The sequence below is a fragment of the Glycomyces niveus genome, from assembly GCF_017592475.1.
GTDB lineage: Bacteria > Actinomycetota > Actinomycetes > Mycobacteriales > Micromonosporaceae > Glycomyces > Glycomyces niveus.
Genome location: NZ_JAGFNP010000002.1, coordinates 218,075 through 240,923 on the forward strand (window position 1 = coordinate 218,075; position 22,849 = coordinate 240,923).

The following is a 22,849-nucleotide window of genomic DNA, read 5'->3' on the forward strand; positions in this document are numbered from 1 at the left end:
GTCGAAGCGCCGCAACCGAAACGGTTGCGGCCCTTCGCGGGATCAGCCGCGGCCGCACGTCCCACAGCGGCCGCGCCGCCGCTGGTGGTAGGCCATCGCCGCGACGAACAGGGCCGCGCCCCACACCACCCACAGCGTCTCGGGCAGCTCCAGCGGCCACGTGCTCGCCGTGACGCCGCCGCGGGCGACCACGATCCGGATGTACATCCCGCCCGCCGAGGCGACCAGGACCGAGACCAGCGTCGCGGGCACGACCGCGAGCATCGGCGGGACCCGCTTGCCGCGCAGGCCGATCATCCAGCGCGGGAAGATCTCGCCCCAGCGCTGGATCAGCCCGAGCGTGAGCACCGCCCCGATCGCCCCGAGCGTGGCCAGCGCGGCCCCGGCCAGCCAGAGCCCGTCCTCTTTGCCCTCCTGGTAGAACGCGGGGTCGATGCCGAGGCTGAGGCCGAGCGCCCAGGCCCAGCGGGTGACGGCGTAGACGAAGGGGATGGTGAAGGCGGTCCAGACGGCCGGGCGCGCCCAGCGCTGGAGGGCCGAGGGCCGGGCCGCTCCGCCGCGGCCGCAGTTGCCGCAGTCGCCGTTCACCTTGCGGCGGTAGGCGACCGCTGCGAGCGCCCACACGATGCCCATGAGGAGCAGCATGAGGAGGTTGAGCCGTTCGGGGCGGTAGAGGGCGTCCCAGCCGACGCCTGGGGGCCAGCCGAAGAAGGGCTTGGCGATGAGCATGACCGGGGTGTAGGCGACGACGACGAGGGTGCGGTAGTCCTGGACGACCACGGTGAGGCCGACCGCGATGATCCACGCGTAGGCGGGCAGCAGGAGGCGGGCCGCGCCGCTGCGGTGGCCGCGGGCCATGAGCACGCCGGCGAGGGCGCCGAGTGCGCCCAGTGCGGCGATGATCGGCCCGGCGACACCGGGGGTGGCGAGGCCGAGGAGCGAGACCTTGAAGGCGAACTCGGGTTCGGCCATGAGTTCGGCGTCGCCGGTGCCGAAGGGGAACCCGGCGCCGCCGAGGGCCCAGTAGAGGCCGAACGCGCCGTAGAGGAGCGACCAGGCGGCGGCCGCGTAGCCGATCCATTCGGGCCATCCGGTCGGGGGCCGTTGCGTTTTGGTGAGTGTCTGCGTCATGCCTCAAGCCTCGTCGCGGGGCGGCCCCGCGCCTATGTGCCGAAAGGGCCGTTCCGGCCGTGCTGAGGTGGGCCGATGTGCCGAACGGCCTATCGCGGCGAGCCCTCGCGTCTGTCTATAGTCGGCGGGTGCTTCCTCCCGAGTCCCTCGCCGCCGCCATCGAGCGGCTGTACGCCGCGTTCGGGTCGGTGCCGCGCCCGAAGGCGATCGAGCGGTGCGAGCACTGCTTGTCGGCACCGGAGGCCGGAGTGCTGCTGGGTCCGGTGCCCTTGCGGGAGTTGAGCGCCGACCAGTTGCGGGCGTATGCGACCGATGTGCTGCTCACGGTCGGTGATGTGGCGGACTACCGGTACTTCCTGCCGCGGATCTTCGAGATCGCCTGTACCGAAGGATTCAACTGGCCTGATCTCGAGCCGCTGGCCGGGCGGCTGCGGGTCGCGGGGTGGTCGACCTGGGCCGAGCCCGAGCAGGCGGCGATCCGCGGGGTACTGCGGGCGTGCTGGCGGGAGGTCCTGACCGGGGATCCCGATAACTGGGGCGCCGATGTCGTGTTGTGCGCCATCGCGAACGCCGAAGACGAGCTCAAGCCCTACCTCGACGAGTGGACCGCCGCACTCGGGTGTCGGGCCGCGGCCGTCGAGCTTCGGGACCTGCTGCAGTACTCGGTGAGCTGGAAGGGCGGCGTGCCCCGGTTGACGAACGCGTTCTGGGGCGGCCGGGACGCGCAGGTCATCGCCTGGTTGTCCGGCGGCGAACTGCGGGCGGCGCTGGCCGAGGCGCGGGCGGGCGCCCGCACCCGGGCCTCGCGGGAGCCGCTGGTCGAGGTCGAGGCCGTGTTCGCGAATCGGGCCCGATGAGGTTCGCGCGGTTGCCGATCGCGGTCGTCGGGGTGCTCGTGCTCGGTTACGGGATGCTGTGGGTGCGGCCTTCGCCTGCGGTGCATCTCATCGGGGTGTGCACGGTCGGCCTGCTGCTGGCGGCGTGCGGTGTCTGGTGGCCGCGGCTGCGGCGGTTCGTGCCCGCCGTCGCCCTGCTGGCGGCGGCCGCTTCGGTGGTGGCGACGGTGCTCGTTCGCGTCGCCTACCCGGGTGGGCAGCCGGAGACGCCGGGCGCGACCGGGGTGTGGCTGCTGGTCGAGTCGGGGGCGTTGACGCTCACCGTGTATCTGGTGGTGCGGTGGTCGGGCGGTGTGGCCGGTGGGTTCGCGGCCGTCGCGCCGGCGTTGGCGACCGCGCTGGCCTGGCAGCGGTTCGCCCTGGCGGGCACGGTGATCGAGGCGGCCGCCGTGAGTGCGGTGTGGCTGGTTCCCGCTGTCGGGGCGGCCGTGGCGGGGGCGTATCTGCGGTGGCTGGCGTTCGGGCGCCGCCGGGCGGTGGCCGACGCCCGGCGGGAGCAGCGGCTCGATCTGGCGAACGACCTGCACGACTTCGTGGCCCATGACATCAGCGAGATCGTGGCGCAGGCCCAGGCGGGCCGGTTCGTGTTCGGTGCGGACCGGCCGGAGCTGGCGAAGCTGTTGGAGCGCATCGAGATCGCCGGTGTCCGGGCGCTCGGGTCGATGGACCGGACCCTCGCCTTGCTGCGCGACCCGGGCGAGGCGGCCCGCGCGCCGGTCGGCGGAGTGGACGACCTCGCCGAGCTGATCGCGCGTTTCAATGCGGGCGGCGGTCCTCAAGCGGCGCTTGACCTCCGGATCGCCCGGCCGGTGCCGCGCGAATCGGGCGCGGTGGTCCACCGGGCCGTCACCGAGGCGCTGACGAACGTGCGCCGCCACGCCCCCACGGCCGCAACGGTATCGATCGTCGTCTCCGAAGTGGACGGGTCGCTGGAGCTGCGCATCGAGGACGACGGCCGGGGCGCGCCGAAGCAGGCCGCCCGGGACTCCTCCGGGCTCGGCCTCGCCGGGATGGCCGAGCGCGCCGAGAGCCTCGGCGGGAGCTGCCGCGCCGGGCCGCGCGAGCCCTCGGGTTGGCGAATCGTTCTCGTACTTCCCTTGCAGGACCGTTCGATCAGTGAAGGAGTGGCACCGTGACCATCCGGGTCCTCATCGCCGACGACCAGGAGGGCATCCGCGAGGCCTTCCGCATGGTGATCGACGCGCAGCCCGACATGCGGGTGGTCGCCGAGGCCGCCGACGGGAAGAGCGCGCTCGCCCAGGCCGAGCTGCTGCGCCCCGATGTGGTCCTGGCGGACATCCGGATGCCGGTGATGGACGGGCTCGAACTCACCCGCCGCCTCGCCGGACCGGAGGCGGCCGAGCCGCTGAAGGTGGTCGTGGTGACCACGTTCGACCTCGACGAGTACGTCTACACCGCCTTGCGGGACGGCGCGTGCGGCTACCTGCTCAAGCGCTCCGGCCCGAACCTCGTCATCGAGGCGATCCGCGCGGCCGTCTCGGGCGAGACCCTCATCAGCCCGCAGATCACGGTCAAGCTGCTGCGCAAGATGATCCCGCCCCAGGCCCCCACGAGCACCGGTGAGGCCCTGAGTGAACGCGAGCTCGAGGTCGTGCGGCTCGTCGCGCGCGGGCGCACCAACACCGAGATCGCGGGGGAGCTGTTCATCAGCGCGGGCACCGTCAAGAACCATCTGGCGAACGTGCAGCGCCGCCTCGGGGTGCGCAACCGGGTCGAGATCGCCGCGTGGGCGTGGTCCACCGGGCAGGTGACGGCCTGACCGATCCAGTTGCGACCTCGTTCCCCGGCGGCTCGCCGATGGGCTTACGCTGGCGGCATTCAGAGGAGGAGGGCCGATGGCGCGAGCGTCACGGACGCACGAGGTGGTCGAACAGGTCCTCGACGCCATCATCGACGGCAAGCTGCGACCGGGAGAACCGCTGCCGCCTGAGGGCGTGCTCGCCGAGGACCTGCACGTCTCGCGGCTGACGCTGCGCGAGGCGGTGCGGCTGCTGCAGGCACAGGGCGTGATCGTGCAGGTGCCGGGCCGGCGCCACCGGGTCGCGCCCGTCGCGCAGTGGACCGGGCTCGAGGCGGTCGTGCGGCACGCCCGCAGCGCGGGGGAGCGGGAGCGGTCCTCGCTCGAACTGCTCGAAGTGCGCATGATGATCGAGACCGGCGCGGCCCAGCTCGCGGCCGAGCGCCGCTCCGACACCGACCTCGACGCGCTGCGCGAGCAGATCGAGCGCATGAAGGCCGCGCACGCGAAGACCGACGTGGCCGCGTTCGTCGCCGCCGACCTCGCCTTCCACGACGTCATCCTCCACGCCGCCGACAACCGCATCCTCGTGGCGGCCCTGCTGCCGCTCACCGTGATGCTCGCCGAGACCCGCAGCGAGACCAGCGCCGTCGCCGAGATCCGCGAGCACGCCATCGCCGAGCACACCGCGATCGTCGCCGCGCTCGCCTCCGGCGACCGGCTCGCCGCCCGCGACGCGATGGCCAGCCACATGGACCAGACCCGCGGCGACCTGCTCGAATACGTGCATTCGCGCCGCTAGGGTCGCCTCAGGGCCGCTTTCCTTTCCGCGCAACAGGACCGCCGGGCACATCGGCCCGGCGGTCCTTGAGTGCGCTACGCCCACACGTCGTAGCTGTTGCAGTTGAAGTTGTAGCCGCCGGTCGACGAGGTGATCTCGAAGCCGAACGCGATCTCGCCGATGGTCACCCGCGGCATGCGGCCGTTGGCGACCAGCCACTGGGCGTGCGCGGTGATGTCCACCCAGGAGTTGGTGGTGTGCTGGCGCGCCAGGAAGCTGTGCACGGCGTTGGAGCCGTTGCTGCCCTGGTAGTACGCCCAGGAGCGGCCGCCGAGGCTGACGTCGGTGACGTAGGAGCCGATCGGTCCGACGGCGCCGTGCCACTGCGTCCAGATCATGATCTCGTAGTCGTGGTCGTTGCCCCACACGTCGTAGGTGGTGCAGTAGGCGAGGTTGGAGCCGGTGGGGACGGAGACGTTGTGGTTGCTGGAGACGTTGCCCATGTTCCACACGTCGCGCCCGAGCTGGTAGGCGACGTGCGGGTAGGACTTGACGCCGCCGGTGTTCGGATGGTTCGCCCACACGCCCCAGTTGGAGTGGGAGTTCGCCCAGATGGACTGGTCGCCGGCGCCGCTGCCCCAGACGTGGTTGTTGACGGTGTACGCGCCGGTGGTCCACTTCCCCCAGTCGTCGGAGGTGGACCAGGCGGCGGCCTGCGCGGGGGACTGGAGGGCGCCGACGGCGCCGACGGTGGCCAGCGGTGCGGCCAGTGCTGCGGTGAGGAGCGATCTGCGCTGCATGAAGGATTCGCCTTTCTCGCGGGAGTTCGTCCTGAAACATTCGTAGATGTACGAACATCGATGGGTTGATTAGATCATGTAACAAAGTTCATGTCCATACGTGAATACTTGATTCCAAATATTGACAAACCGATCGGCCCTCAGGGGCGGTGCCGCGCGGGAGCGCTCTCGTTGAATATCGAGGATATTGACTACGTCGATGTCGATTGTTACCCTTCACATCATCATTTTCGACTGCACGAACCCTGGAGAGTCAATGTCGACACCCTCAAGACCGCAAGGTCTCAGCCGCCGTGGGCTCATCGCCGCCGCGGCCGCCCTCCCCGCCGCCGCGCTGCTCCCGGCATCACCCGCGGCGGCCCAGACCGCTTACACCGGCTATCTCATGGCCCACTTCATCGGCGAAGGCTCCGGCGGCGAGCAGATCTACCTCGCCCACTCCGACAACGGCCTCAACTGGACCGACCTCAACCGCGGCCAGATCGTCCTGCGCACCCCCATCGGCACCAAGGGCGTCCGCGACCCCATCATCGTGCGCAACCCCGCCGGCAACCGGTACTGGATCGTCGCCACCGACCTCCACATCGGATCGGGCACGTCCTGGACCGACGCGCAGCACGTCGGCAGCCGCAACCTCGTCGTCTGGGAGTCGACCGACCTCGTCAACTGGTCGATCCCCTGGCTGCTCCCGGTCGCCGCCAACATCGGCGACGCCGGCGACGCCTGGGCGCCCGAGGCCATCTGGGACGCCTCCGCCGGGAACTTCCTGCTCTACTGGGCCACCAACTCGACCCTGAACGGCATCAAGAAGCACCGCATCTGGAGCGCGCGCACCACCGACTTCCGCACCATCACCAGCCCGCAGGTCTACATCAACCTCGCCGGGTCCGAGCAGCTCATCGACACCCAGATCATCGAGGCCAACACCGGCGACTACCGCTACTACCGCGCCTCCAAGACCACCCAGATCGTCATCGAGGGCGGCAACTCCCTCACCGGCACCTGGACCCGCCTCGGCGACCTCTCCGGCCTCACCGGCGGCGGCGTCGAAGGCCCGATGTGGGCGAAGTTCAACGACCGCAACGAATGGGCGCTGTGGCTCGACCAGTACGCCACCGGCCGCGGCTACCTGCCCGTCGTCACCACCAACCCCGCCGCAGTCTCCGGCTACCGCATCGCCTCGGGCTACAGCATGGGCGCCAACCTCAAACGGCACGGCTTCATCCTCAACCTCACCCAGGCCGAGGAGACGCGGGTCCTCAACCGCTACCAGGCGCCGGTGTTCAACCGGCTCCAGTCCTACAACTACCAGGACCGCTACGTGCGCCACTACAACATGGACGTGCGCATCGACCCCGGCGTGAACCCCGCCCAGGACGCCCAGTTCCGGCTCGTGCCCGGCCTGGCCTCCTCGAGCGCGGTCTCCTTCGAGTCCGTGAACTTCCCCGGGCACTTCCTGCGGCACGTCAACTACGACTTCGTACTCGCCCCCAGGGAATCGGGCGGCACGTTCAACGCCGACGCCACCTTCAACCGGGTCGCGGGGCTCGCCGACTCCTCCTGGAGCTCGTTCACCTCGTACAACTTCCCGACCCGCTACATCCGCCACTACGGGTACGCGCTGCGGCTCGACCCCGTGAGCACCACCCAGGAACGGGCCGACGCGACCTTCCGCGTCACCACCTGATTCCCGACCAGACCGCCCGGCGCGGGACCCACCGCCCGCGCCGGGCCTCCCTCGAAATCCCTCTGGAGACACGCATGTCCAATGTCAGCCGCCGCCGCCTCATCCAAGCCGCCGGCGTTGCCGCCGTAGCCACCGCCGCACCCGTCACCGGCGGAACCCAGGCGCAGGCCGCGATCGCCCCCGCCAGGCCCGACTTCGGGGCCGCCGCACACGAATTCCCGCTCGGCCAGGTCACCCTGAACGCCGGACGCTGGCTCGAGAACCAGAACCGCACCCTCGCCTACCTGCGCTTCGTCGACGTCAACCGCCTGCTCTACAACTTCCGCGCCACCCACAAGCTGTCCACGGCGGGCGCGGCCCCGAACGGCGGCTGGGACGCCCCCGACTTCCCCTTCCGCACCCACATGCAGGGCCACTTCCTCACCGCTTGGGCCCAAGCGTGGGCCGTCCTCGGCGACACGACCTGCCGCGACAAGGCGAACACCATGGTCGCCGAACTCGCCAAGTGCCAGGCCAACAACGCCGCCGCCGGATTCGCCGCCGGGTACCTCAGCGGGTTCCCCGAATCCAACTTCGACGCCCTCGAGAACGGCACCAAGGGCGACGTCCTCTACTACTGCCTCCACAAGACCCTCGCCGGCCTCCTCGACGTGTGGCGGCTCATGGGCTCCACCCAGGCCCGCGACGTGCTCCTCAGCTTCGCCGCATGGGTCGACGCCCGCACCGCCCGGCTCTCGACCACCCAGATGCAGAACGTGCTGCGCGTCGAGTTCGGCGGCATGAACACCGTCTTCGCCGACCTCTACCAGCAGACGGGCACCGAGCGCTGGTTGACCGTCGCGAAGCGGTTCGACCACGCCGCGGTCTTCGACCCGCTCGCGAACAACCAGGACCAGCTCAACGGCCTGCACGCGAACACGCAGGTGCCCAAGATGATCGGGGCCGCCCGCGAGTACAAGGCCACCGGCACGACCCGCTACCGCGACATCGCCCGGAACTTCTGGAACATCGTGGTCGGCGCCCACACGTACGTGATCGGCGGCAACAGCGAGGCCGAGCACTTCCGCGCCCCCAACGCCATCGCCCGGTACCTCGACACCGACACGTGCGAGGGCTGCAACACCTACAACATGCTCCGCCTCACCCGCGAGCTGTGGCTCCTCGACCCGAACAACGCCGCCTACTTCGACTACTACGAGCGGGCCCTGCTCAACCACCTCATCGGCTGGCAGAACCCCGCCGACGCGCACGGGCACATCACCTACTTCACGTCCTTGAACCCGGGCGGGCGCCGCGGCGTCGGCCCGGCCTGGGGCGGCGGCACCTGGAGCACCGACTACAACTCGTTCTGGTGCTGCCAGGGCACGGCCCTCGAGACGTTCACCAAGCTCATGGACTCGGTGTACTTCAAAGCCGACACGACCCTCTACGTCAACCTTTACACGCCCTCGCGCCTGAACTGGACCGAGCGCGGCATCACCGTGGTGCAGTCCACGTCGTACCCGGTGAGCGACACGACGACCCTCACCGTGACCGGCACCGTCTCGGGCTCCTGGACGATGCGCCTGCGCATCCCTGCGTGGACCTCGGGTGCGGTGATCAGCGTCAACGGCCAGACCCAGAACATCACCGCGACCCCCGGCACCTACGCCGCCCTGACCCGCACGTGGGCCTCCGGCGACACGGTCACCGTGAAGCTCCCGATGAGCCTGAAGATGCAGGCGGCCAACGACGACGAGAACGTGGCGGCGGCGGTCTTCGGGCCCACGGTCCTGTCCGGCAACTACGGGAACACCGCGCTCGGCACCCTGCCCTCGCTCGACGTGGACTCGATCGAGCGGACCAGCACCACCTCCCTCGCGTTCACCGCCACCGCCGACGGCGCCCAGGTGAACCTCGGCCCGTTCTACGACGCCCACGGCCACAACTACACCGTCTACTGGAACGCCTCAGGGGACGGCTCGACCACGACCCCCGCGTTCAAGCTCTACAACGCGAACTCGAACCTCGTGCTCGGCGTGCAGGACATGTCAACGGCCGCAGGCGGACTCGCACTGCAGTGGAACGACACGAACACCGCCGACCACAAGTGGGAGCTCGTCGTCGACGGGTCGAACGTGAAGCTCCGCAACCGCAACTCCGGGCTCGTCCTCGGCGTCGAGGGCATGTCGACCACCGACAACGCCCGCGTCCTGCAATGGGGCGACAACGGCACCGCCGACCACCTGTGGGCGATCGTCGACAACGGCGACGGCCGGCACAAGGTCCGCAACGCCCACACCGGGAAGCTCCTGGCGATCCTCAACGCCTCGACCGCCGCCGGGGGCCAAGCCGTGCAGGACTCCGACAACGGGACCGCCGACAACCTCTGGCGCTTCGTGCCCGACGGGGCCCGCCGCATCCAGAACGTCAACAGCGGCATGGTCATCGGCGTCCAGAACATGTCGACCGCCAACGGCGGCCTCGCGGTCCAGTGGGGGAGCACCGGCACCGCCGACCACTTCTGGACCGCGGTGCTTGACACCGGCGGCTACTTCAAGCTGCGCAACGGCAACAGCGGCAAGGTCCTCGGCGTGGAGAACGCCTCCACCGCCGCGGGCGCGCGCGTCATGCAGTGGGACGACAACGGCACCAACGACCACCGCTGGCGGCTGCGGTACGGCTCGAACGGGGCCTTCCGCATCCAATGCGCCAACGGCGGCAAGGTCCTCGGCGTCCAGAACGCCTCGAAGACCCAAGGCGCCCAGATCATCACGTGGGACGACACGGGCGCCGCCGACCACCTCTGGAAGTTCGTCTAACCGGCGTCCCGACTCGTCTGCGGCGCGCGGGCCGAACCCGGCTTGCGCGCCGCGGGCGAGCAGACCAGCGCGATCGCCACGAGCACGAGCACCACGTAGAACGCGTTCCGCAGCCCCGCGCTCTCGCCCAGCAGGCCGATCAGCGGCGGGCCGATGAGGAACGCGCAGTAGCCCACGGTCGCCACCACCGCCACGTTCGCGGTCGCCTTCTCCGGGTCGTCCGCCGCGGCCGACATGCCCACCGGGAAGCCCAGCGACGCGCCGACGCCCCACAGGACCGTGCCGACGATGGCGACCGGCGCGGTCGGGCCGATGATCACCAGCAGCAGGCCGACGAGCGCCAGCAGCGCCGAGCCGGCCAGCACGGGCACGCGCCCGAACCGGTCGAGGAACCAGCCGCCGCCCATGCGTCCCAGCGTCATCGCGGTCACGAACACGGCGAACACCGCCGCTCCGCCGGGGTTGGTGAGCCCGTACCCGTCGACCATCGCCAGGCCCAGCCAGTCGTTCGCGGTGCCCTCGGTGAACGCCATGCCGAGGATGATGAGGCCGATGAGCAGGACCCGCACGTCCGTCCAGGCCGCCAGGCGGGTGCGCCACCCGGCCTTCTCGCCCGGCTCGGCCTCGCGCGGCTCCTCGGCCGGCTGCAGGAACTTGACCACGTACACCGAGACGGACAGCACCGCGAGGCCCACGACCGTGAGGTGCCAGCCCGCGGTGACGCCCAGCTGCTCGGTCAGCGCTCCCAGGCCCGCGCCGAGCATCGTGCCGACGCTGAAGCCCGCGTGGAACATCGGCATCAGCGTCCTGCCGATCCGCCGCTCGTTCGCCGCGCCGGAGAGGTTCATCGCCACGTCCAGCACCGAGTTGCCCGCCCCGAGCACCATCAGCGCCGCGAACAGCGCCCAGTAGGACGGCGCGAACCCGGCGATCAGGCCGATCGCGATCAGCCCGGCCGCCGTCAGTCCGAGGAACCACCGGATCGCGGCCGTCGCCCCCAGATGCGCCACCACGTGCCCCGAGGCGATCAGGCCGAGCATCGCCCCGGCCGAGAGCCCCAGGATGAGTACGCCCATCTCCTGCGTGGTCGCGCCCAGGAGGTCGCGCATGTTCGGGACTCGCGCGGCCCAGTTCGCGAACACGAACCCCGAGAGCGCGAACACCGCGAACACGGCGTTGCGCCAGGCCACGAGCGCGGGATCGGTGCGGGCGGGCAGGGCGGCGCGGGTCACGGCGGTCCAATCGGGCGGCGGCGGAGCGGGCGCAGGACAGGCCCGGTCCCCAGCTTGCACCGGGGTGCGGCGTTCGACAAACGAATTCGACGGGTTGTCAGATACGACCTCTGGAGGACGGGTACGGCGTGAATCCGCTTCGGTGGTCGGTCACGTCCAGCGGGCGGCCGATCGCCGGGAACGCCCGCTGCGGGCAGCCCGAGCGGTCGCACACCTTGCAGCCCGGCCCGATCGGCGTCAAAGCGGCCGGGCTCGCCAGGTCCAGGCCGTCCCCGTAGACGAGCCGATGCGCATGGTGCAGGTCGCAGCCCAGGCCGATCGCGAACGTCTTCGCCGGCGTCCCGTACCCGCCGTACCGGCGCGTCACCGTCCGCGCCACCCACAGGTACGCCCGCCCGTCCGGCATCTGCGCCGACTGGGTGCGGATCTCCCCGGGATGCGCGAACGCCTCGTACACATTCCACAGGGGACAGCTGCCGCCCACGCGCGAGAAGTGGAAGTCCGTGGCCGACTGCCGCTTCGAGATGTTCCCCGCCCGGTCCACCCGCACGAAGAAGAACGGCACGCCCCGCGCCCCCGGCCGCTGCAGCGTGCTCAACCGGTGCGCCACCGTCTCCCAGCCCACCCGGAACCGCCGCTGCAGCAGGTCGATGTCGTACCGCAGCTCCTCGGCCGCGCCCCGGAACACCCCGTACGGCAGGATCAGCGCCCCCGCGAAGTAGTTCGCCAGCCCGATCCGCGCCAGCGACCGCGCCTCCGGCCCCGACAGGTCCGCCGCGGCCACCAAGGCGTCGATGAGGTCCGCGTGTCCGGCCAGCGCGAGGTGCGTCGCGAGCTGGAACGCGCGCTGGCCGGGGGAGAGCAGCGGCGAGACGCGCAGGACGCGGCCGTCGGGGTCGAAGCGGCGCTTGGCCTGCTCCTCGGGGGCGAGCGCGGCGACGGTGGTGCCGTGCCGGTCGGCGAGGAGCCGCGTGAGCTCGGCCGCGAGGTCGGAGGGGTCCAATTGCGCCGCAATGCCTTCAGCGGCCTGGTCGAGTTCGGCGACGTAGTTGCGCTTGGCGTAGAACAGGTCCCGCACCTCCTCGTACGCCGTGGGCGCGGCCCCGGCGTCCAGTTCGGCGCTCATGGCGGTGTTGCGCTCGACGGCGTGGCGGTAGCGGCGGTGCAGGTCGACGACGTAGCGCGCGAGTTCGGGCATGCCCTCGGCGAATTCGCGGGTCTGGCCGGGGGAGACCTGCTCGGCGTGGGCGGTGTCGGCGAGGGCGTCGCGCAGCTGGGCGTCGAGCCGGTCGCTCTCGGCCGCGGAGAAGCGCTGCACGTCCACGTCGAAGACCTCGGCGAGGCGCAGCAGCACCGGGCCGGTGAGGGGCCGCTGGTTCGACTCCATCTGGTTCACGTAGCTCGTGGAGATGCCCAGCGCGGTCGCGAGCGAGGCCTGGGTGAGGCCCTGCTCCTCGCGGAACCGGCGCAGCCGCAGCCCGACCTTGGCGGTCTTCAACGCCATCGAGTGGTCCTTTCACAACATTCACAAAACAGCGCCGATATTTCCACAAGAAACCACATGTTCAGTGCTTTCAACGGGATCGGCGGCTGTACATACTGTGAAGATAACCCAGAAGGAGCCGCCGCATGATCGAGCATCCCGTCCGCGCCCACGCCTCGCGCGAGGACCTGGCCCGCGAGGAGCAGTTGGCCTGGAAGATCGCGCAGGTCGCGATCGACCCCGTCCCGGTCGAGCCCGAGGTCGCCGAGATGATCGGCAACCGGGTCATCGACAACGCCGCCGTCGCGGCCGCGTCGCTCGCCCGCCGCCCGGTGGCCAACGCCCGCGCCCAGGCCCTCGCGCACCCGTACGCGCCCGGCGCGGCCGTGTTCGGCGCCGAGGTGCGCTGCTCGCCCGAGTGGGCGGCGTGGGCGAACGGGGTCGCGGTGCGCGAGCTGGACTTCCACGACACGTTCCTCGCCGCCGACTACTCCCACCCCGGCGACAACATCCCGCCCGTCCTGGCCGTGGGCCAGCACCGGGGCCTGGACGGGGCGGCGCTGGTGCGCGGCATCGCGACCGGCTACGAGGTGCAGATCGACCTGGCGCGCGGGATCTGCCTGCACGAGCACCGGATCGACCACATCGCCCACCTCGGCCCCTCGGCCGCGGCCGGCATCGGCACGCTCATGGGCCTCGACGCCGAGACGGTCTACCAGGCCGTCGGCCAGGCGCTGCACACCACCACGGCCACGAGGCAGTCCCGCAAGGGCGCGATCTCCTCCTGGAAGGCGTACGCGCCCGCGTTCGCGGGCAAGGCCGCGGTCGAAGCGGTCGACCGGGCCATGCGCGGCGAAGGCGCGCCCTCCCCGATCTGGGAGGGGGAGGACGGCGTCATCGCGCGCCTCCTCAGCGGACCGGACGCCCGCTACATCGTGCCGCTGCCCGCCCCCGGCGAGCCCAAGCGCGCCATCCTCGACTCCTACACCAAGGAGTACTCGGCCGAGTACCAGAGCCAGGCGCTCATCGACCTCGCCCGGCGGCTGGCGCCGCGGATCGGCGACCTCTCGCGCATCGCCGAGGTCGTCATCCGCACCAGCCACCACACCCACAACGTGATCGGCACCGGTGCGAACGACCCGCAGAAGACCGATCCCGACGCGAGCCGCGAGACCCTCGACCACTCCATCATGTACATCTTCGCGGTCGCCCTCGAGGACCGCGACTGGCACCACGAGCGGTCCTACACCCCCGAACGGGCGCACCGCGAATCGACCGTGGCCCTGTGGCGCAAGATCCGCACCCTCGAGGACAAGGAGTGGACCCGCCGCTACCACGACCCGGACCCGGACAAGCGCGCCTTCGGCGGCCACGTCACGGTGGTCTTCGACGACGGCACCACGATCGACGACGAGCTCGCCGTCGCCGAGGCCCACCCCCGCGGCGCCCGGCCCTTCGCCCGCGACCAGTACATCGCCAAGTTCCGCACGCTCGCCGACGGCGTGATCGAACCGTCCGAACAGGACCGGTTCCTCGACCTCGCCTGCCGCCTCGGCACGCTCGACGCCGCCGAAGTCCGGGCCCTCAACCTCGCCGCCCCTCCCGGCGCGCTCACCGCACCCCTGCAGGGAGGACTCTTCTGATGACGCAACGCATCTCACCGTCCCAGAAGCGCCGGGCGCTGCGCGCCGGCCTCGCCTCCGGCCGCCTCCAGCGCCTCCCGGGCGCGTTCTCGCCGCTCGTCGCCCGCGCCGTCGCCGACCGCGGCTTCGAAGGCGTCTACGTCTCCGGCGCCGCGCTCGCCGCCGACCTCGCCCTGCCCGACATCGGGCTCACCACCCTCACCGAGGTCGCCGGGCGCGGCGGCCAGATCGCCCGCGCCACCGACCTGCCCACCCTCATCGATGCCGACACCGGCTTCGGCGAGGCCGCCAACGTCGCCCGCACGATCACGGCGCTCGAAGACGCCGGACTCGCCGGCTGCCACCTCGAAGACCAGGTCAACCCCAAGCGCTGCGGCCACCTCGACGGCAAGGAGGTCGTGCCCGCCGCCGTCATGCTGCAGCGGGTGCGCGCCGCCGTCCAGACCCGCACCGACCCCGACTTCGTCATCTGCGCCCGCACCGACGCCCGCGCCGTCGAAGGCCTCGACGCGGCCATCGACCGCGCCAAAGCCTATGTGGACGCCGGGGCCGACATGGTCTTCCCCGAGGCCCTGCGCACCGAAGCCGAGTTCGCCGCCTTCCGCAAGGCGGTCGACGTCCCGCTGCTCGCCAACATGACCGAGTTCGGCACCTCGCCCGCGCTCACCGCCCGGCAGCTCGAAGACCTCGGCTACAACCTCGTCATCTGGCCCGTCTCCAGCCTCCGCGCCGCCATGGGCGCCGTCGAGGACCTTTTCGACACCCTCGAGGCCGAAGGCACCCAGGCCTCCCATGTGGACGCGATGCAGACCCGCGCCCGCCTCTACGAACTCGTCGACTACGCCTCCTACACGGCCTTCGACCAGCAGCTCTTCGACTTCAAGATCCCCGGGAGTGACGCATGAGCACCGACATCCGCAAGGGCCTTGCAGGCGTCGTCGCCGACACCACCGCCATCAGCGAAGTCGTCCCCGAGACGAACTCCCTCACCTACCGCGGCTACCCCGTTCAGGAACTCGCCCGCTCCTGCTCCTTCGAAGCCGTCGCCCACCTCATCTGGTACGGCGACCTGCCCGACGCCGCCGCACTCGCCCGCTTCACCGAACGCGCAGGCGCCCAACGCGAAGTCACCCGCTCCACCATCGCCGTCGTCGACCGCGTCCCCGACAACTGCCATCCGATGGACCTGCTGCGCACCGCCGTCTCCTGCCTCGGCGCCGAAGACCCCGCCGAGGACGACAACAGCCCGGCCGCCAACCGCGCCAAGGCCGAAGCGATGTTCGCCAAACTCCCCACGGTCGTCGCCCACGACTTCCGCCGCCGCAAGGGCCTCGCCCGCATCGCCCCCGACCCGGCTCTCGGCTTCGCCGAGAACTTCTTCCACATGTGCTTCGGCACCGTCCCCGCACCCGAAGTGCTGCGCTGCTTCGAGATCTCGATGATCCTCTACGCCGAGCACAGCTTCAACGCCTCCACTTTCACCGCCCGCACCGTCGCCTCCACGCTTTCGGACATCTACTCGGCCGTCACCGCCGCCATCGGCGCCCTCAAAGGCCCGCTCCACGGCGGCGCCAACGAGGCCGTCATGCGCATGATGCTCGAGATCGAGGACCCCGCGCTGGCCCGCAGCTGGCTCCTGGAGCGCTTGGCCGCCAAGGAGAAGGTGATGGGCTTCGGGCACCGCGTCTACAAGGACGCCGACTCGCGGGTGCCGACCATGAAGGCCGCGTTCATCGACATGGCCGAGCTGACCGGCGGGCAGCGCTGGGTCGCGATGTACGAGGAGTTGGAGGCGGCCATGATGGAGGCCAAGGGCATCCACCCCAACCTCGACTTCCCGGCCGGGCCCGCCTACTTCCTGATGGGCTTCGACATCCCGATGTTCACGCCGCTGTTCGTCATGTCCCGCATCACCGGCTGGACCGCGCATGTCATCGAGCAGTTGGAGTCGAACGCGCTCATCCGGCCGCTGAGCGCCTACACCGGACCCGCCCAGCGCGCGATCCCGCTTGCGGCTTGAGCCGCATGGGGACGACGCATCATGTGCTGTCCCCATGCGAGCGAACACCACATTGGCGCTGACGGCGCTGCTCGGCCTGGCCATGCTCGGGGCCTGCGCCCAAGCCGATCCGACCGACGCGATCGAACGGCCGAGCGCGACCGAAACGCCGAGTGCATCTCCGGAACCGAGCGCGGAGACACCGACCGGCGAGGTCTACGTGCTCGACCTGGACACCTTCGAAGGCGACGACGGTCAGGAACTCAGCTTGCAGGGAGCCCGAGAAGCTGACGCTCTCGGAGTTCTCGAGCGCCTCCGACCTGCAGTGGGAGGCCTGGGGCGGCGCCTCGGCGCTGGCGACCGGACGCATCTTCGGGAACTTCTGCGCGTCCGACTGCGCCGGGGACGCCTACCTGGTCACGCTCGTGCTCTGCGAGATCGAGGGCGACCACTACCGCAAGTTCGGGGTCTTCGGCGACTTCCCCGAGTTCGACGACGGGGAGTGGGCGTTCGGCGGACCGCTGTACGTCGGCGCCCAGGCGGTCCCCGACGGCGAATGGAGCAACAGCTGCGCGGAACCGCAGCCGGAGGACCTCACCGGTCAGTGACCGGGGCCGCCCGGTCCCGAGCGCTCAGCGGTCGCCGCGGCCGCGAGCGGCGCGCTGCGCCGCCCGCTCGCCGAACTTGCGGGCCACGATGGAGGCGGCGCTCGCGATGGCCGTCAAGTTGAACGCCATCTGCACGCACAGGACGGCCCGGGCGACCTGGCCCTGCGCCGAGACATCGCCGAAGCCGACGGTGGCAAGGGTGCTCACCGCGAAATAGAGGGCGTCGACGCGGGTCTCCAGACTCGTGAACTCCCCGGGCCGGTGCACGGCCAGCCCGTAGTCGAGCAGCGCGAACAGCAGCAGACCGGCGAGGATGGCCACGATCAGCGCGCCCAGCGGCGCGTCGGGTTCGCGCAGCTGCCGCAGCGCCTGCCAGCGGATCGCGAACGCGAGCGCCGCCAGCAGCAGCACGGTGGCGCCCCACCGCAGCACCAGCGAACCGCGGTCGGGCTCGTTCGAGACCGGGACGACCGCGTAGAGGACCACGAGCGCGACGCACACCAGCAGCCAGCGCAGCGCCTGCCAGCGTTTCGGTCCCGTCTCCTGCTGCACGCTGTCCTCCTCAGTCCTGGACGGGAGCGGTCGTGCTCCCTTCGGCCGCGCCGGTCCGCTCGGTGAGCTGATCGGTCATGAACGCCACCACCACGGCGATGAGCACGATCGGGGTCATCCCGGCCGAGCCCGAACCGAGCAGGAGCGTGATGAGCACGGCCGCCGAGACCGGGAGCGGCAGGATCGCGGCCGTCGCCGCGGCCATGCCCGCCGCCATCGCCGGGACGAGCCCGAACCCGGGCAGGCCGCTGAGCAGGGCGCCCGCGGCCGCGCCGAGGAACACGGCCGGGAAGATCGGGCCGCCGCGCAGGGTCGCGAGCGACACCGCGTACGCCAGGCCCTTGAACGCGAGCAGCGCTACGAGCGCCCACATGCCCGGAGCTTCGCCGGCGCCGGTGAGCGTGCCGAGCGAGTCCTGTCCGGACAGCACCACCTCGACCGGGGAGCGGCCGGTGAGCAGCTCGTAGAGCGCGGCGGCCACCGCGGTGACGGTCACCGCGACCATCGCCATGAGCGCGGGCCGCCGCTTCGCGCGAGGAACGAGCCGCCTCCCGAGGCGGTGGACCATGGTGACGCCCAAGGCGATGAGCACGGCAAGCGGGACCGTCCACAGCAGATCGGCGAGGTCGGGCCGGGCCGGTACGTCGAGGCCGGGCAGCTGGAGCGAGGCCACCGGCAGCCCCGTCCACACGCCGAGGCCGGTGAAGACGAGCGCGCCGATGCCGGCCGAGAGCAGGCACGGCAGCACGACCTTGGTCGACCTGAGCCCGGCCCTGCCCGCGGATTCGAGGATGAACACCGCCGCCACGAGCGGACTGCCGAAGACGACCGCGACGGCCGCCGCCGACCCGGACGCGCCCAGGAGCGCGTTCTCGGGGCTCTTGCGGGCGATCCAGCGCGAGGTGAGGATGGTGGCGAGCGCCCCGCCGACGGCGATGAGCGGCGCTTCGGGGCCGAGCACCACGCCGAGCGGGAGGCCGCCGAGCGCCGCGAGCAGCACCCCGGGCAGGTGCGAGGGCGGCACGGGTTCGGCCGAGAGGCCGTCGATGGGGACATGCCCGCCGTGCCCGGGCAGGCGGGTGAGCGCGACCGCGACGAGCGCGCCGCCGATGAGCAGCCAGGGCACCGGCCACCACCACGGCACCGGGTCGAGGCCCCATGTCTCGGGCAGGTCCTCCCAGACGAACGCGGTGAGCCGGTGGAGGAGGGCGAGGAACGCGAAGGCGGCCACGGAGATCGGGATGCCGATGAGGCCCGCGAGGCCCAGCGGCCGGAGGTACCGGACGCCGTCCGCGCGCCTCCTGGAGGCCGGACCGTCCGATGTCGCCGCCATGCCGCCCCTCCGTTCCCTGCACTGTGGATCTTCCTACGGCGGTCGCGCGCGGCGCAGGACATTGTCCATCCCGCATCGCGAACCCCGCTTGCAACATACCGGGTGGGGGTATACGATCAACCGGCTGCGGCCACCCCGGGCCGCCGAATCCTGGAGGAGCATCGCTGTGGACCACTCCCGCCACGACCACCACGGTCATGACGACCATGCCGGACACGACCACCACGCCGCCCCCACCGCCGAGGCCGAGCACGAAGGCCACACCGCCCACGACCACACCGGACACGAGCACGCCGCCCACGACCACTCGGCCCCCGCCCCTGCGGCCGAAGACCATGCGCACCACGCCGACCACGCCGCCCACGGGGGTCCGGCCCCCGCGGGCTGGGGCATGGCCGCCTCAGCCACCCTCCACTGCCTCACCGGCTGCGCCATCGGCGAAGTGCTCGGCGTCGTCATCGGCACCGCCATGGGCTGGCACGGCTTCGCCACGATCGCCCTCGCGGTCACGCTTGCATTCCTCTTCGGCTACGCCCTGACCATGCGCGGCGTCATGCGCGCCGGGCTGTCCTTCAAGGACGCCCTCAAAGTCGCGCTCGCAGCCGACACCATCTCGATCGCGGTCATGGAGATCGTCGACAACGGCTTCATCCTCGCCATGCCCGGCGCGATGGAGATGGGCCTGGCCGACTACCGGTTCTGGCTGACGCTCGCCGCCGCGCTGGCGATCGCATTCGTGGTGACCGTCCCGATCAACCGCTGGCTCATCTCACGCGGCAAGGGCCACGCGGTCGTCCACCAGCACCACCGGCACTAGCAGACGGCGGCGGGGCGCAGTGCCGCCATGGTCCGGTCGAGGCTCCGCCCGAACCCGTCCGGGCGGGCCACCGCGTCGACCATCGCCGCGTGCAGGCACGCGAACGCCCCGCCGACCACCGCCCGCAGCACCACCGGGTCCGCGGCGCACCCGGGCCGCCGGGCCGCCCGCTCCAGCAGCGTCTCGCTCAGCGAGCGCTGCAGCCCGTCAAGCCGTCCGAGGTACGCCGCGAACAGCCGCGGGCTCGCGTTCACGATCTTCTGCACCGCCGCGTCGTGCTCGCGCATCGCCGGATCGGCCAGCCGCTCCACTATCGGCTCGAACGCATGCCGCAGCGAGTCCCACTCCGCCTCGTCCAGCGGCCGGGCCTCCAGCCGCACCGCCAGCTCCAGGCCCAACCGCTCGAGGCTGTCGAGGACCACTTCGTCCTTGGAAGCGAAGTATCGGAAGAAACTGCGCTGGGACATGCCGACGGCGGCGGCGATCTCATCGACCGTCGTCTCCTCGAATCCCTTTGCGACGAAGAGTTCCTCGGCGATCCGTGCGATCCTTGACTGCACGGCCCGACGTGACACTTCTCGCAGACTCCCACCGGCGCCCATGGCCGGGATGGTAGCAACTGCAATGATTGACAGTCACTGACACTTTCCGGTGCGCGCGCTCCGTCACCCTCCGACACCCCGGAGGATGCAGGTGCGGGCCCGTCGGCACCGGGCAAGGAACACCACAAAAGGAAACTTCCCCCATGACCGTTGACCAGCGACCGGCCGAGTCACCCGAAGCCGACGCAGCACCAGCGCCCGAAGCGGGCATGTCGAGCCAGATCAAGATCGTGCTCGGCGTACTCCTCGTCGCCACGTTCGTCATGATCCTCAACGAGACCGTGATGGGCGTGGCCCTGCCGAGCCTCATGGAGCAGTTCTCGATCACCGCCGCCACCGTGCAGTGGCTGACGACGGGCTTCATGCTCACCATGGCCGTGGTCATCCCCATGACCGGCCTCATCCTGCAGCGCTTCACCACCCGCACCGTGTTCCTCGCCGCCATCGGCCTGTTCACCGCGGGCACGCTGCTCGCCGGCGTCGCCACCGTCTTCCCGATGCTCGTGGCCGCCCGCGTCATCCAGGCCAGCGGCACCGCCGTCATGCTGCCGCTCCTCATGACCACCGTCATGACCTTCGTCCCGGCCGAACGCCGCGGACGCACGATGGGCTTCATCACGATCGTCATCGCCGTCGCCCCCGCGATCGGCCCGACCTTCTCCGGGTTCATCCTCAACAACCTGACCTGGCGCTGGATGTTCCTCGCCGTCCTGCCGATCGCCGTCCTGGCGCTCGTCCTCGGCGGCGTCCTCATCAAGAACCTCGGCGAGACCCGCCCGGTCAAGCTCGACCTGCTCTCCGCGCTGCTCTCCGCCGTCGCCTTCGGCGGCCTCATCTACGGCCTCAGCAGCTTCGGCGAGTCCGCCGCGGGCAACCACACCCCGGTCCCGCCGTACGTCGCCGTCGGTGTGGGCGCCGCCTCCCTGGCCCTGTTCGTCTTCCGCCAGCTCCGGCTCCAGCGCGACGACGCGGCCCTGATGGACCTGCGGCCCTTCAAGTCCCGCTCGTTCACCGTCGGCATCATCATGCTGCTCGTCTCGATGGCGACCCTCTTCGGCTCGCTCATCCTGCTGCCGATCTACCTCCAGAACGTGCTCGACCTCGACACGCTGGAGACCGGCCTGGTGGTCCTCCCCGGCGGCCTCGCCATGGGCCTCTCCGGCCCGTTCGTCGGCCGCATCTTCGACCGCGTCGGCCCCCGCCCGCTCGTCATCCCCGGCTCGCTCGTCCTCGCGGGCGCCCTCGGCCTCATGACGATGCTCGACCAGGACAGCGCCGTCTGGTTCGTCGTGGTCATCCACGTCATGCTCAGCCTCGGGCTCAGCAGCCTCATGACCCCGCTCATGACCTCCTCGCTCGGCGCCCTGCCCATGGAGCTCTACTCCCACGGCAGCGCCATCATGAGCACCCTGCAGCAGGTCGCGGGCGCCGCGGGCACCGCCGTGTTCATCACCTTGATGACCACCGGCGCCACCGCCAGCATCGAATCGGGCGCGACTGACGTCACCGCCCAGGCCGACGGCATCCACCTCGCGTTCCTGTGCGGCACCGGCATGGCCCTCGTGGCCGCCGCAGCGGCCTTCCTCGTCAAGAAGGCCGACGCCCCCGCGGGCGACGCCGCCCCCGCCCACTAGTACGACGCCAGAGGCCCGGTCCCGCTCAGGGGCCGGGCCTTTTCGCGTCCCGCCGCCGGGACCGGATGCTACGGTCCCAAGATGCCGCGAACCGACCAAGCCAGCCGGGACATCCCGGCCTCGCCCGAACGCGTCTACGCCGCCCTGACCGACCCCGAGGCGCTCGCCGCCTGGCTCCCGCCCGCCGGGATGACAGGCCGCTTCGACCACTACGACCCGCGCCCCGGCGGCACCTACCGCATGACCCTCACCTACGCGGACCCCGAAGGCGCGCCCGGCAAGACCACCGCCGACACCGACACCGTCGAAGCCCGCTTCGTCGAACTCGTCCCCGACACCCGCGTCACCGCCGAGATCGACTTCAAGTCCGACGACCCCGCCTTCACCGGCCCCATGACCACCACCTGGTCCCTCGAGCCCGTCCCCGAAGGCACCCGCGTCACCTTCACCGCCACCAACGTCCCCGACGCCATCGCCCCCGCCGACCACGCCGAAGGCATGAGCTCGTCCCTGCTCAACCTCGAGGCCTACCTCGAACGCTGAAGGCCGGGCCCCCGATCCCGGGACCCGGCCTCCGTGACACACCTGCTCGCGAGGGGACCCCGCTACTCGGTGACCTCCTGGAAGGAGCAGTCGTTCGGCTCAGGGTCGTTCGCGCCGTCGACGGAGCAGACCTCCATCACGTACTCCTCGCCGGTGAGCACGTTCCACTCGAACGTGGTGAACTCCCCGGCCCCGAGTCCGTTGTAGAGGCTCTCGAGCAGGATCCACTCGCCGTCCTCGACGAGGTAGAGGCTGCCGCGCACGCCGTGCCCGTCCGGGTGCCAGTCGTGCACCGAGAAGACGTCGCCCTGGTCGTGGTGGATCATCTCGGCGATCAGGTTCCCGCCCGCGTCCGTGAGCTGCACCTCGAGGTCCGCGGCCTGCGCGGGGGCGGCGATACTCGCGGCCAGCGCGAGGCCGGCGCCGAGGGCCAGACCGGCGCGCGCGATCCAGGTCTTGTTCATTGTGGATGCTCCAATTCGATTGGGGCGCACCATTATCGGTACGCCTTCGTACCCATCAAGACGTGAATCCGGAGCGGTTTCCGT

The 22,849-nt window shown here is 71.0% G+C and carries 21 protein-coding genes; 13 read left to right on the forward strand and 8 right to left on the reverse strand.

All coding sequences use genetic code 11. The annotated features are described in order from the left end of the window. Window positions 1-42: 42 nt before the first annotated feature. Window positions 43-1,131, reverse strand: coding sequence for a hypothetical protein (locus J5V16_RS03950; RefSeq protein ID WP_208494710.1), 1,089 nt, complete (start codon window positions 1,129-1,131; stop codon window positions 43-45). Window positions 1,132-1,259: 128 nt separating this feature from the next. On the opposite strand from J5V16_RS03950, the gene J5V16_RS03955 reads away from it, so the two are divergent. From J5V16_RS03955 to J5V16_RS03970, 4 genes are all read left to right on the forward strand, one after another. Beyond that, window positions 1,260-1,988 (forward strand): hypothetical protein, encoded by a 729-nt coding sequence (locus tag J5V16_RS03955; RefSeq protein ID WP_208494711.1) that lies wholly within the window; start codon window positions 1,260-1,262, stop codon window positions 1,986-1,988. 11 nt (window positions 1,989-1,999) lie between these two features. Next, entirely contained in the window at window positions 2,000-3,163 is a 1,164-nt protein-coding gene (locus J5V16_RS03960; RefSeq protein WP_208494712.1) for a sensor histidine kinase, read from the forward strand. Continuing rightward, window positions 3,160-3,807 (forward strand): response regulator, encoded by a 648-nt coding sequence (locus J5V16_RS25360; RefSeq protein ID WP_208494713.1) that lies wholly within the window; start codon window positions 3,160-3,162, stop codon window positions 3,805-3,807. Before J5V16_RS03960 ends, J5V16_RS25360 begins: the two co-directional genes overlap by 4 nt. Before the next feature lie 76 nt (window positions 3,808-3,883). Then, complete coding sequence (locus tag J5V16_RS03970) at window positions 3,884-4,588, forward strand: FadR/GntR family transcriptional regulator (protein WP_208494714.1); 705 nt, start codon at window positions 3,884-3,886, stop codon at window positions 4,586-4,588. Between the two features lie 74 nt (window positions 4,589-4,662). On the opposite strand, the gene J5V16_RS03975 is transcribed toward J5V16_RS03970, so the two are convergent. Beyond that, window positions 4,663-5,367, reverse strand: a complete 705-nt coding sequence (locus J5V16_RS03975) for a GH12 family glycosyl hydrolase domain-containing protein (protein WP_208494715.1) — start codon at window positions 5,365-5,367, stop codon at window positions 4,663-4,665. Between the two features lie 256 nt (window positions 5,368-5,623). Here J5V16_RS03975 and J5V16_RS03980 point away from each other — a divergent pair, with 256 nt between their 5' ends. Next, entirely contained in the window at window positions 5,624-7,054 is a 1,431-nt protein-coding gene (locus J5V16_RS03980) for a glycoside hydrolase family 43 protein (RefSeq protein WP_208494716.1), read from the forward strand. Between the two features lie 74 nt (window positions 7,055-7,128). Next, on the forward strand, window positions 7,129-9,855 hold the full coding sequence (locus J5V16_RS03985) for a beta-L-arabinofuranosidase domain-containing protein (RefSeq protein ID WP_208494717.1): 2,727 nt from the start codon (window positions 7,129-7,131) through the stop codon (window positions 9,853-9,855). On the opposite strand, the gene J5V16_RS03990 is transcribed toward J5V16_RS03985, so the two are convergent. Together J5V16_RS03990 and J5V16_RS03995 are read right to left on the reverse strand one after the other, a co-directional pair. Next, window positions 9,852-11,087 carry an MFS transporter gene (locus tag J5V16_RS03990; RefSeq protein ID WP_208494718.1) on the reverse strand — a complete coding sequence of 412 codons (1,236 nt, stop codon included), beginning with the start codon at window positions 11,085-11,087 and terminating at the stop codon, window positions 9,852-9,854. The genes J5V16_RS03985 and J5V16_RS03990 overlap by 4 nt on opposite strands. Before the next feature lie 97 nt (window positions 11,088-11,184). Next, entirely contained in the window at window positions 11,185-12,585 is a 1,401-nt protein-coding gene (locus J5V16_RS03995) for a short-chain fatty acyl-CoA regulator family protein (protein ID WP_408612377.1), read from the reverse strand. A gap of 131 nt (window positions 12,586-12,716) precedes the next feature. Between J5V16_RS03995 and J5V16_RS04000 the strand changes: the two genes are divergently transcribed. From J5V16_RS04000 to J5V16_RS04015, 4 genes are all read left to right on the forward strand, one after another. Further along, complete coding sequence (locus J5V16_RS04000) at window positions 12,717-14,213, forward strand: MmgE/PrpD family protein (RefSeq protein ID WP_208494720.1); 1,497 nt, start codon at window positions 12,717-12,719, stop codon at window positions 14,211-14,213. Continuing rightward, on the forward strand, window positions 14,213-15,118 hold the full coding sequence (gene prpB / locus J5V16_RS04005) for a methylisocitrate lyase (protein WP_243900724.1): 906 nt from the start codon (window positions 14,213-14,215) through the stop codon (window positions 15,116-15,118). The genes J5V16_RS04000 and prpB overlap by 1 nt, the downstream gene beginning before the upstream one ends. Continuing rightward, window positions 15,115-16,233, forward strand: coding sequence for a bifunctional 2-methylcitrate synthase/citrate synthase (locus J5V16_RS04010; RefSeq protein WP_208494721.1), 1,119 nt, complete (start codon window positions 15,115-15,117; stop codon window positions 16,231-16,233). Before prpB ends, J5V16_RS04010 begins: the two co-directional genes overlap by 4 nt. Window positions 16,234-16,385: 152 nt before the next feature. Beyond that, on the forward strand, window positions 16,386-16,820 hold the full coding sequence (locus tag J5V16_RS04015; protein ID WP_208494722.1) for a hypothetical protein: 435 nt from the start codon (window positions 16,386-16,388) through the stop codon (window positions 16,818-16,820). 24 nt (window positions 16,821-16,844) lie between these two features. On the opposite strand, the gene J5V16_RS25365 is transcribed toward J5V16_RS04015, so the two are convergent. Both J5V16_RS25365 and J5V16_RS04025 read right to left on the reverse strand, forming a co-directional pair. Next, window positions 16,845-17,372 carry a potassium channel family protein gene (locus tag J5V16_RS25365; RefSeq protein WP_208494723.1) on the reverse strand — a complete coding sequence of 176 codons (528 nt, stop codon included), beginning with the start codon at window positions 17,370-17,372 and terminating at the stop codon, window positions 16,845-16,847. A gap of 10 nt (window positions 17,373-17,382) precedes the next feature. Continuing rightward, entirely contained in the window at window positions 17,383-18,705 is a 1,323-nt protein-coding gene (locus J5V16_RS04025; protein WP_208494724.1) for a chloride channel protein, read from the reverse strand. Window positions 18,706-18,871: 166 nt separating this feature from the next. Between J5V16_RS04025 and J5V16_RS04030 the strand changes: the two genes are divergently transcribed. Next, entirely contained in the window at window positions 18,872-19,522 is a 651-nt protein-coding gene (locus J5V16_RS04030; protein WP_307792855.1) for a DUF4396 domain-containing protein, read from the forward strand. Here J5V16_RS04030 and J5V16_RS04035 read toward each other — a convergent pair. Further along, window positions 19,519-20,082, reverse strand: coding sequence for a TetR/AcrR family transcriptional regulator (locus J5V16_RS04035; RefSeq protein ID WP_208494725.1), 564 nt, complete (start codon window positions 20,080-20,082; stop codon window positions 19,519-19,521). The two genes, J5V16_RS04030 and J5V16_RS04035, sit on opposite strands and share 4 nt — an antisense overlap. Before the next feature lie 185 nt (window positions 20,083-20,267). Here J5V16_RS04035 and J5V16_RS04040 point away from each other — a divergent pair, with 185 nt between their 5' ends. Then, the gene (locus tag J5V16_RS04040) at window positions 20,268-21,758 is read left to right on the forward strand and encodes an MDR family MFS transporter (protein WP_243900725.1); all 1,491 of its coding nucleotides are present in this window, start codon (window positions 20,268-20,270) and stop codon (window positions 21,756-21,758) included. Between the two features lie 81 nt (window positions 21,759-21,839). Further along, entirely contained in the window at window positions 21,840-22,301 is a 462-nt protein-coding gene (locus tag J5V16_RS04045) for an SRPBCC family protein (RefSeq protein WP_208494726.1), read from the forward strand. A 62-nt stretch (window positions 22,302-22,363) separates the two neighbouring features. Here J5V16_RS04045 and J5V16_RS04050 read toward each other — a convergent pair whose 3' ends face one another. After that, window positions 22,364-22,765, reverse strand: coding sequence for a hypothetical protein (locus tag J5V16_RS04050; protein WP_208494727.1), 402 nt, complete (start codon window positions 22,763-22,765; stop codon window positions 22,364-22,366). Window positions 22,766-22,849 lie beyond the last annotated feature (84 nt).

Coding starts and splice junctions, on each gene's coding strand:
- J5V16_RS03970 (WP_208494714.1), top strand. CDS start 3,884: ATGGCGCGAGCGTCACGGACGCACGAGGTGGTCGAACAGGTCCTCGAC.
- J5V16_RS03980 (WP_208494716.1), top strand. CDS start 5,624: ATGTCGACACCCTCAAGACCGCAAGGTCTCAGCCGCCGTGGGCTCATC.
- J5V16_RS03975 (WP_208494715.1), bottom strand. CDS start 5,367: ATGCAGCGCAGATCGCTCCTCACCGCAGCACTGGCCGCACCGCTGGCC.
- J5V16_RS04050 (WP_208494727.1), bottom strand. CDS start 22,765: ATGAACAAGACCTGGATCGCGCGCGCCGGTCTGGCCCTCGGCGCCGGC.
- J5V16_RS04010 (WP_208494721.1), top strand. CDS start 15,115: ATGAGCACCGACATCCGCAAGGGCCTTGCAGGCGTCGTCGCCGACACC.
- J5V16_RS04000 (WP_208494720.1), top strand. CDS start 12,717: ATGATCGAGCATCCCGTCCGCGCCCACGCCTCGCGCGAGGACCTGGCC.
- prpB (WP_243900724.1), top strand. CDS start 14,213: ATGACGCAACGCATCTCACCGTCCCAGAAGCGCCGGGCGCTGCGCGCC.
- J5V16_RS04025 (WP_208494724.1), bottom strand. CDS start 18,705: ATGGCGGCGACATCGGACGGTCCGGCCTCCAGGAGGCGCGCGGACGGC.
- J5V16_RS03985 (WP_208494717.1), top strand. CDS start 7,129: ATGTCCAATGTCAGCCGCCGCCGCCTCATCCAAGCCGCCGGCGTTGCC.
- J5V16_RS04045 (WP_208494726.1), top strand. CDS start 21,840: ATGCCGCGAACCGACCAAGCCAGCCGGGACATCCCGGCCTCGCCCGAA.
- J5V16_RS03950 (WP_208494710.1), bottom strand. CDS start 1,131: ATGACGCAGACACTCACCAAAACGCAACGGCCCCCGACCGGATGGCCC.
- J5V16_RS04040 (WP_243900725.1), top strand. CDS start 20,268: ATGACCGTTGACCAGCGACCGGCCGAGTCACCCGAAGCCGACGCAGCA.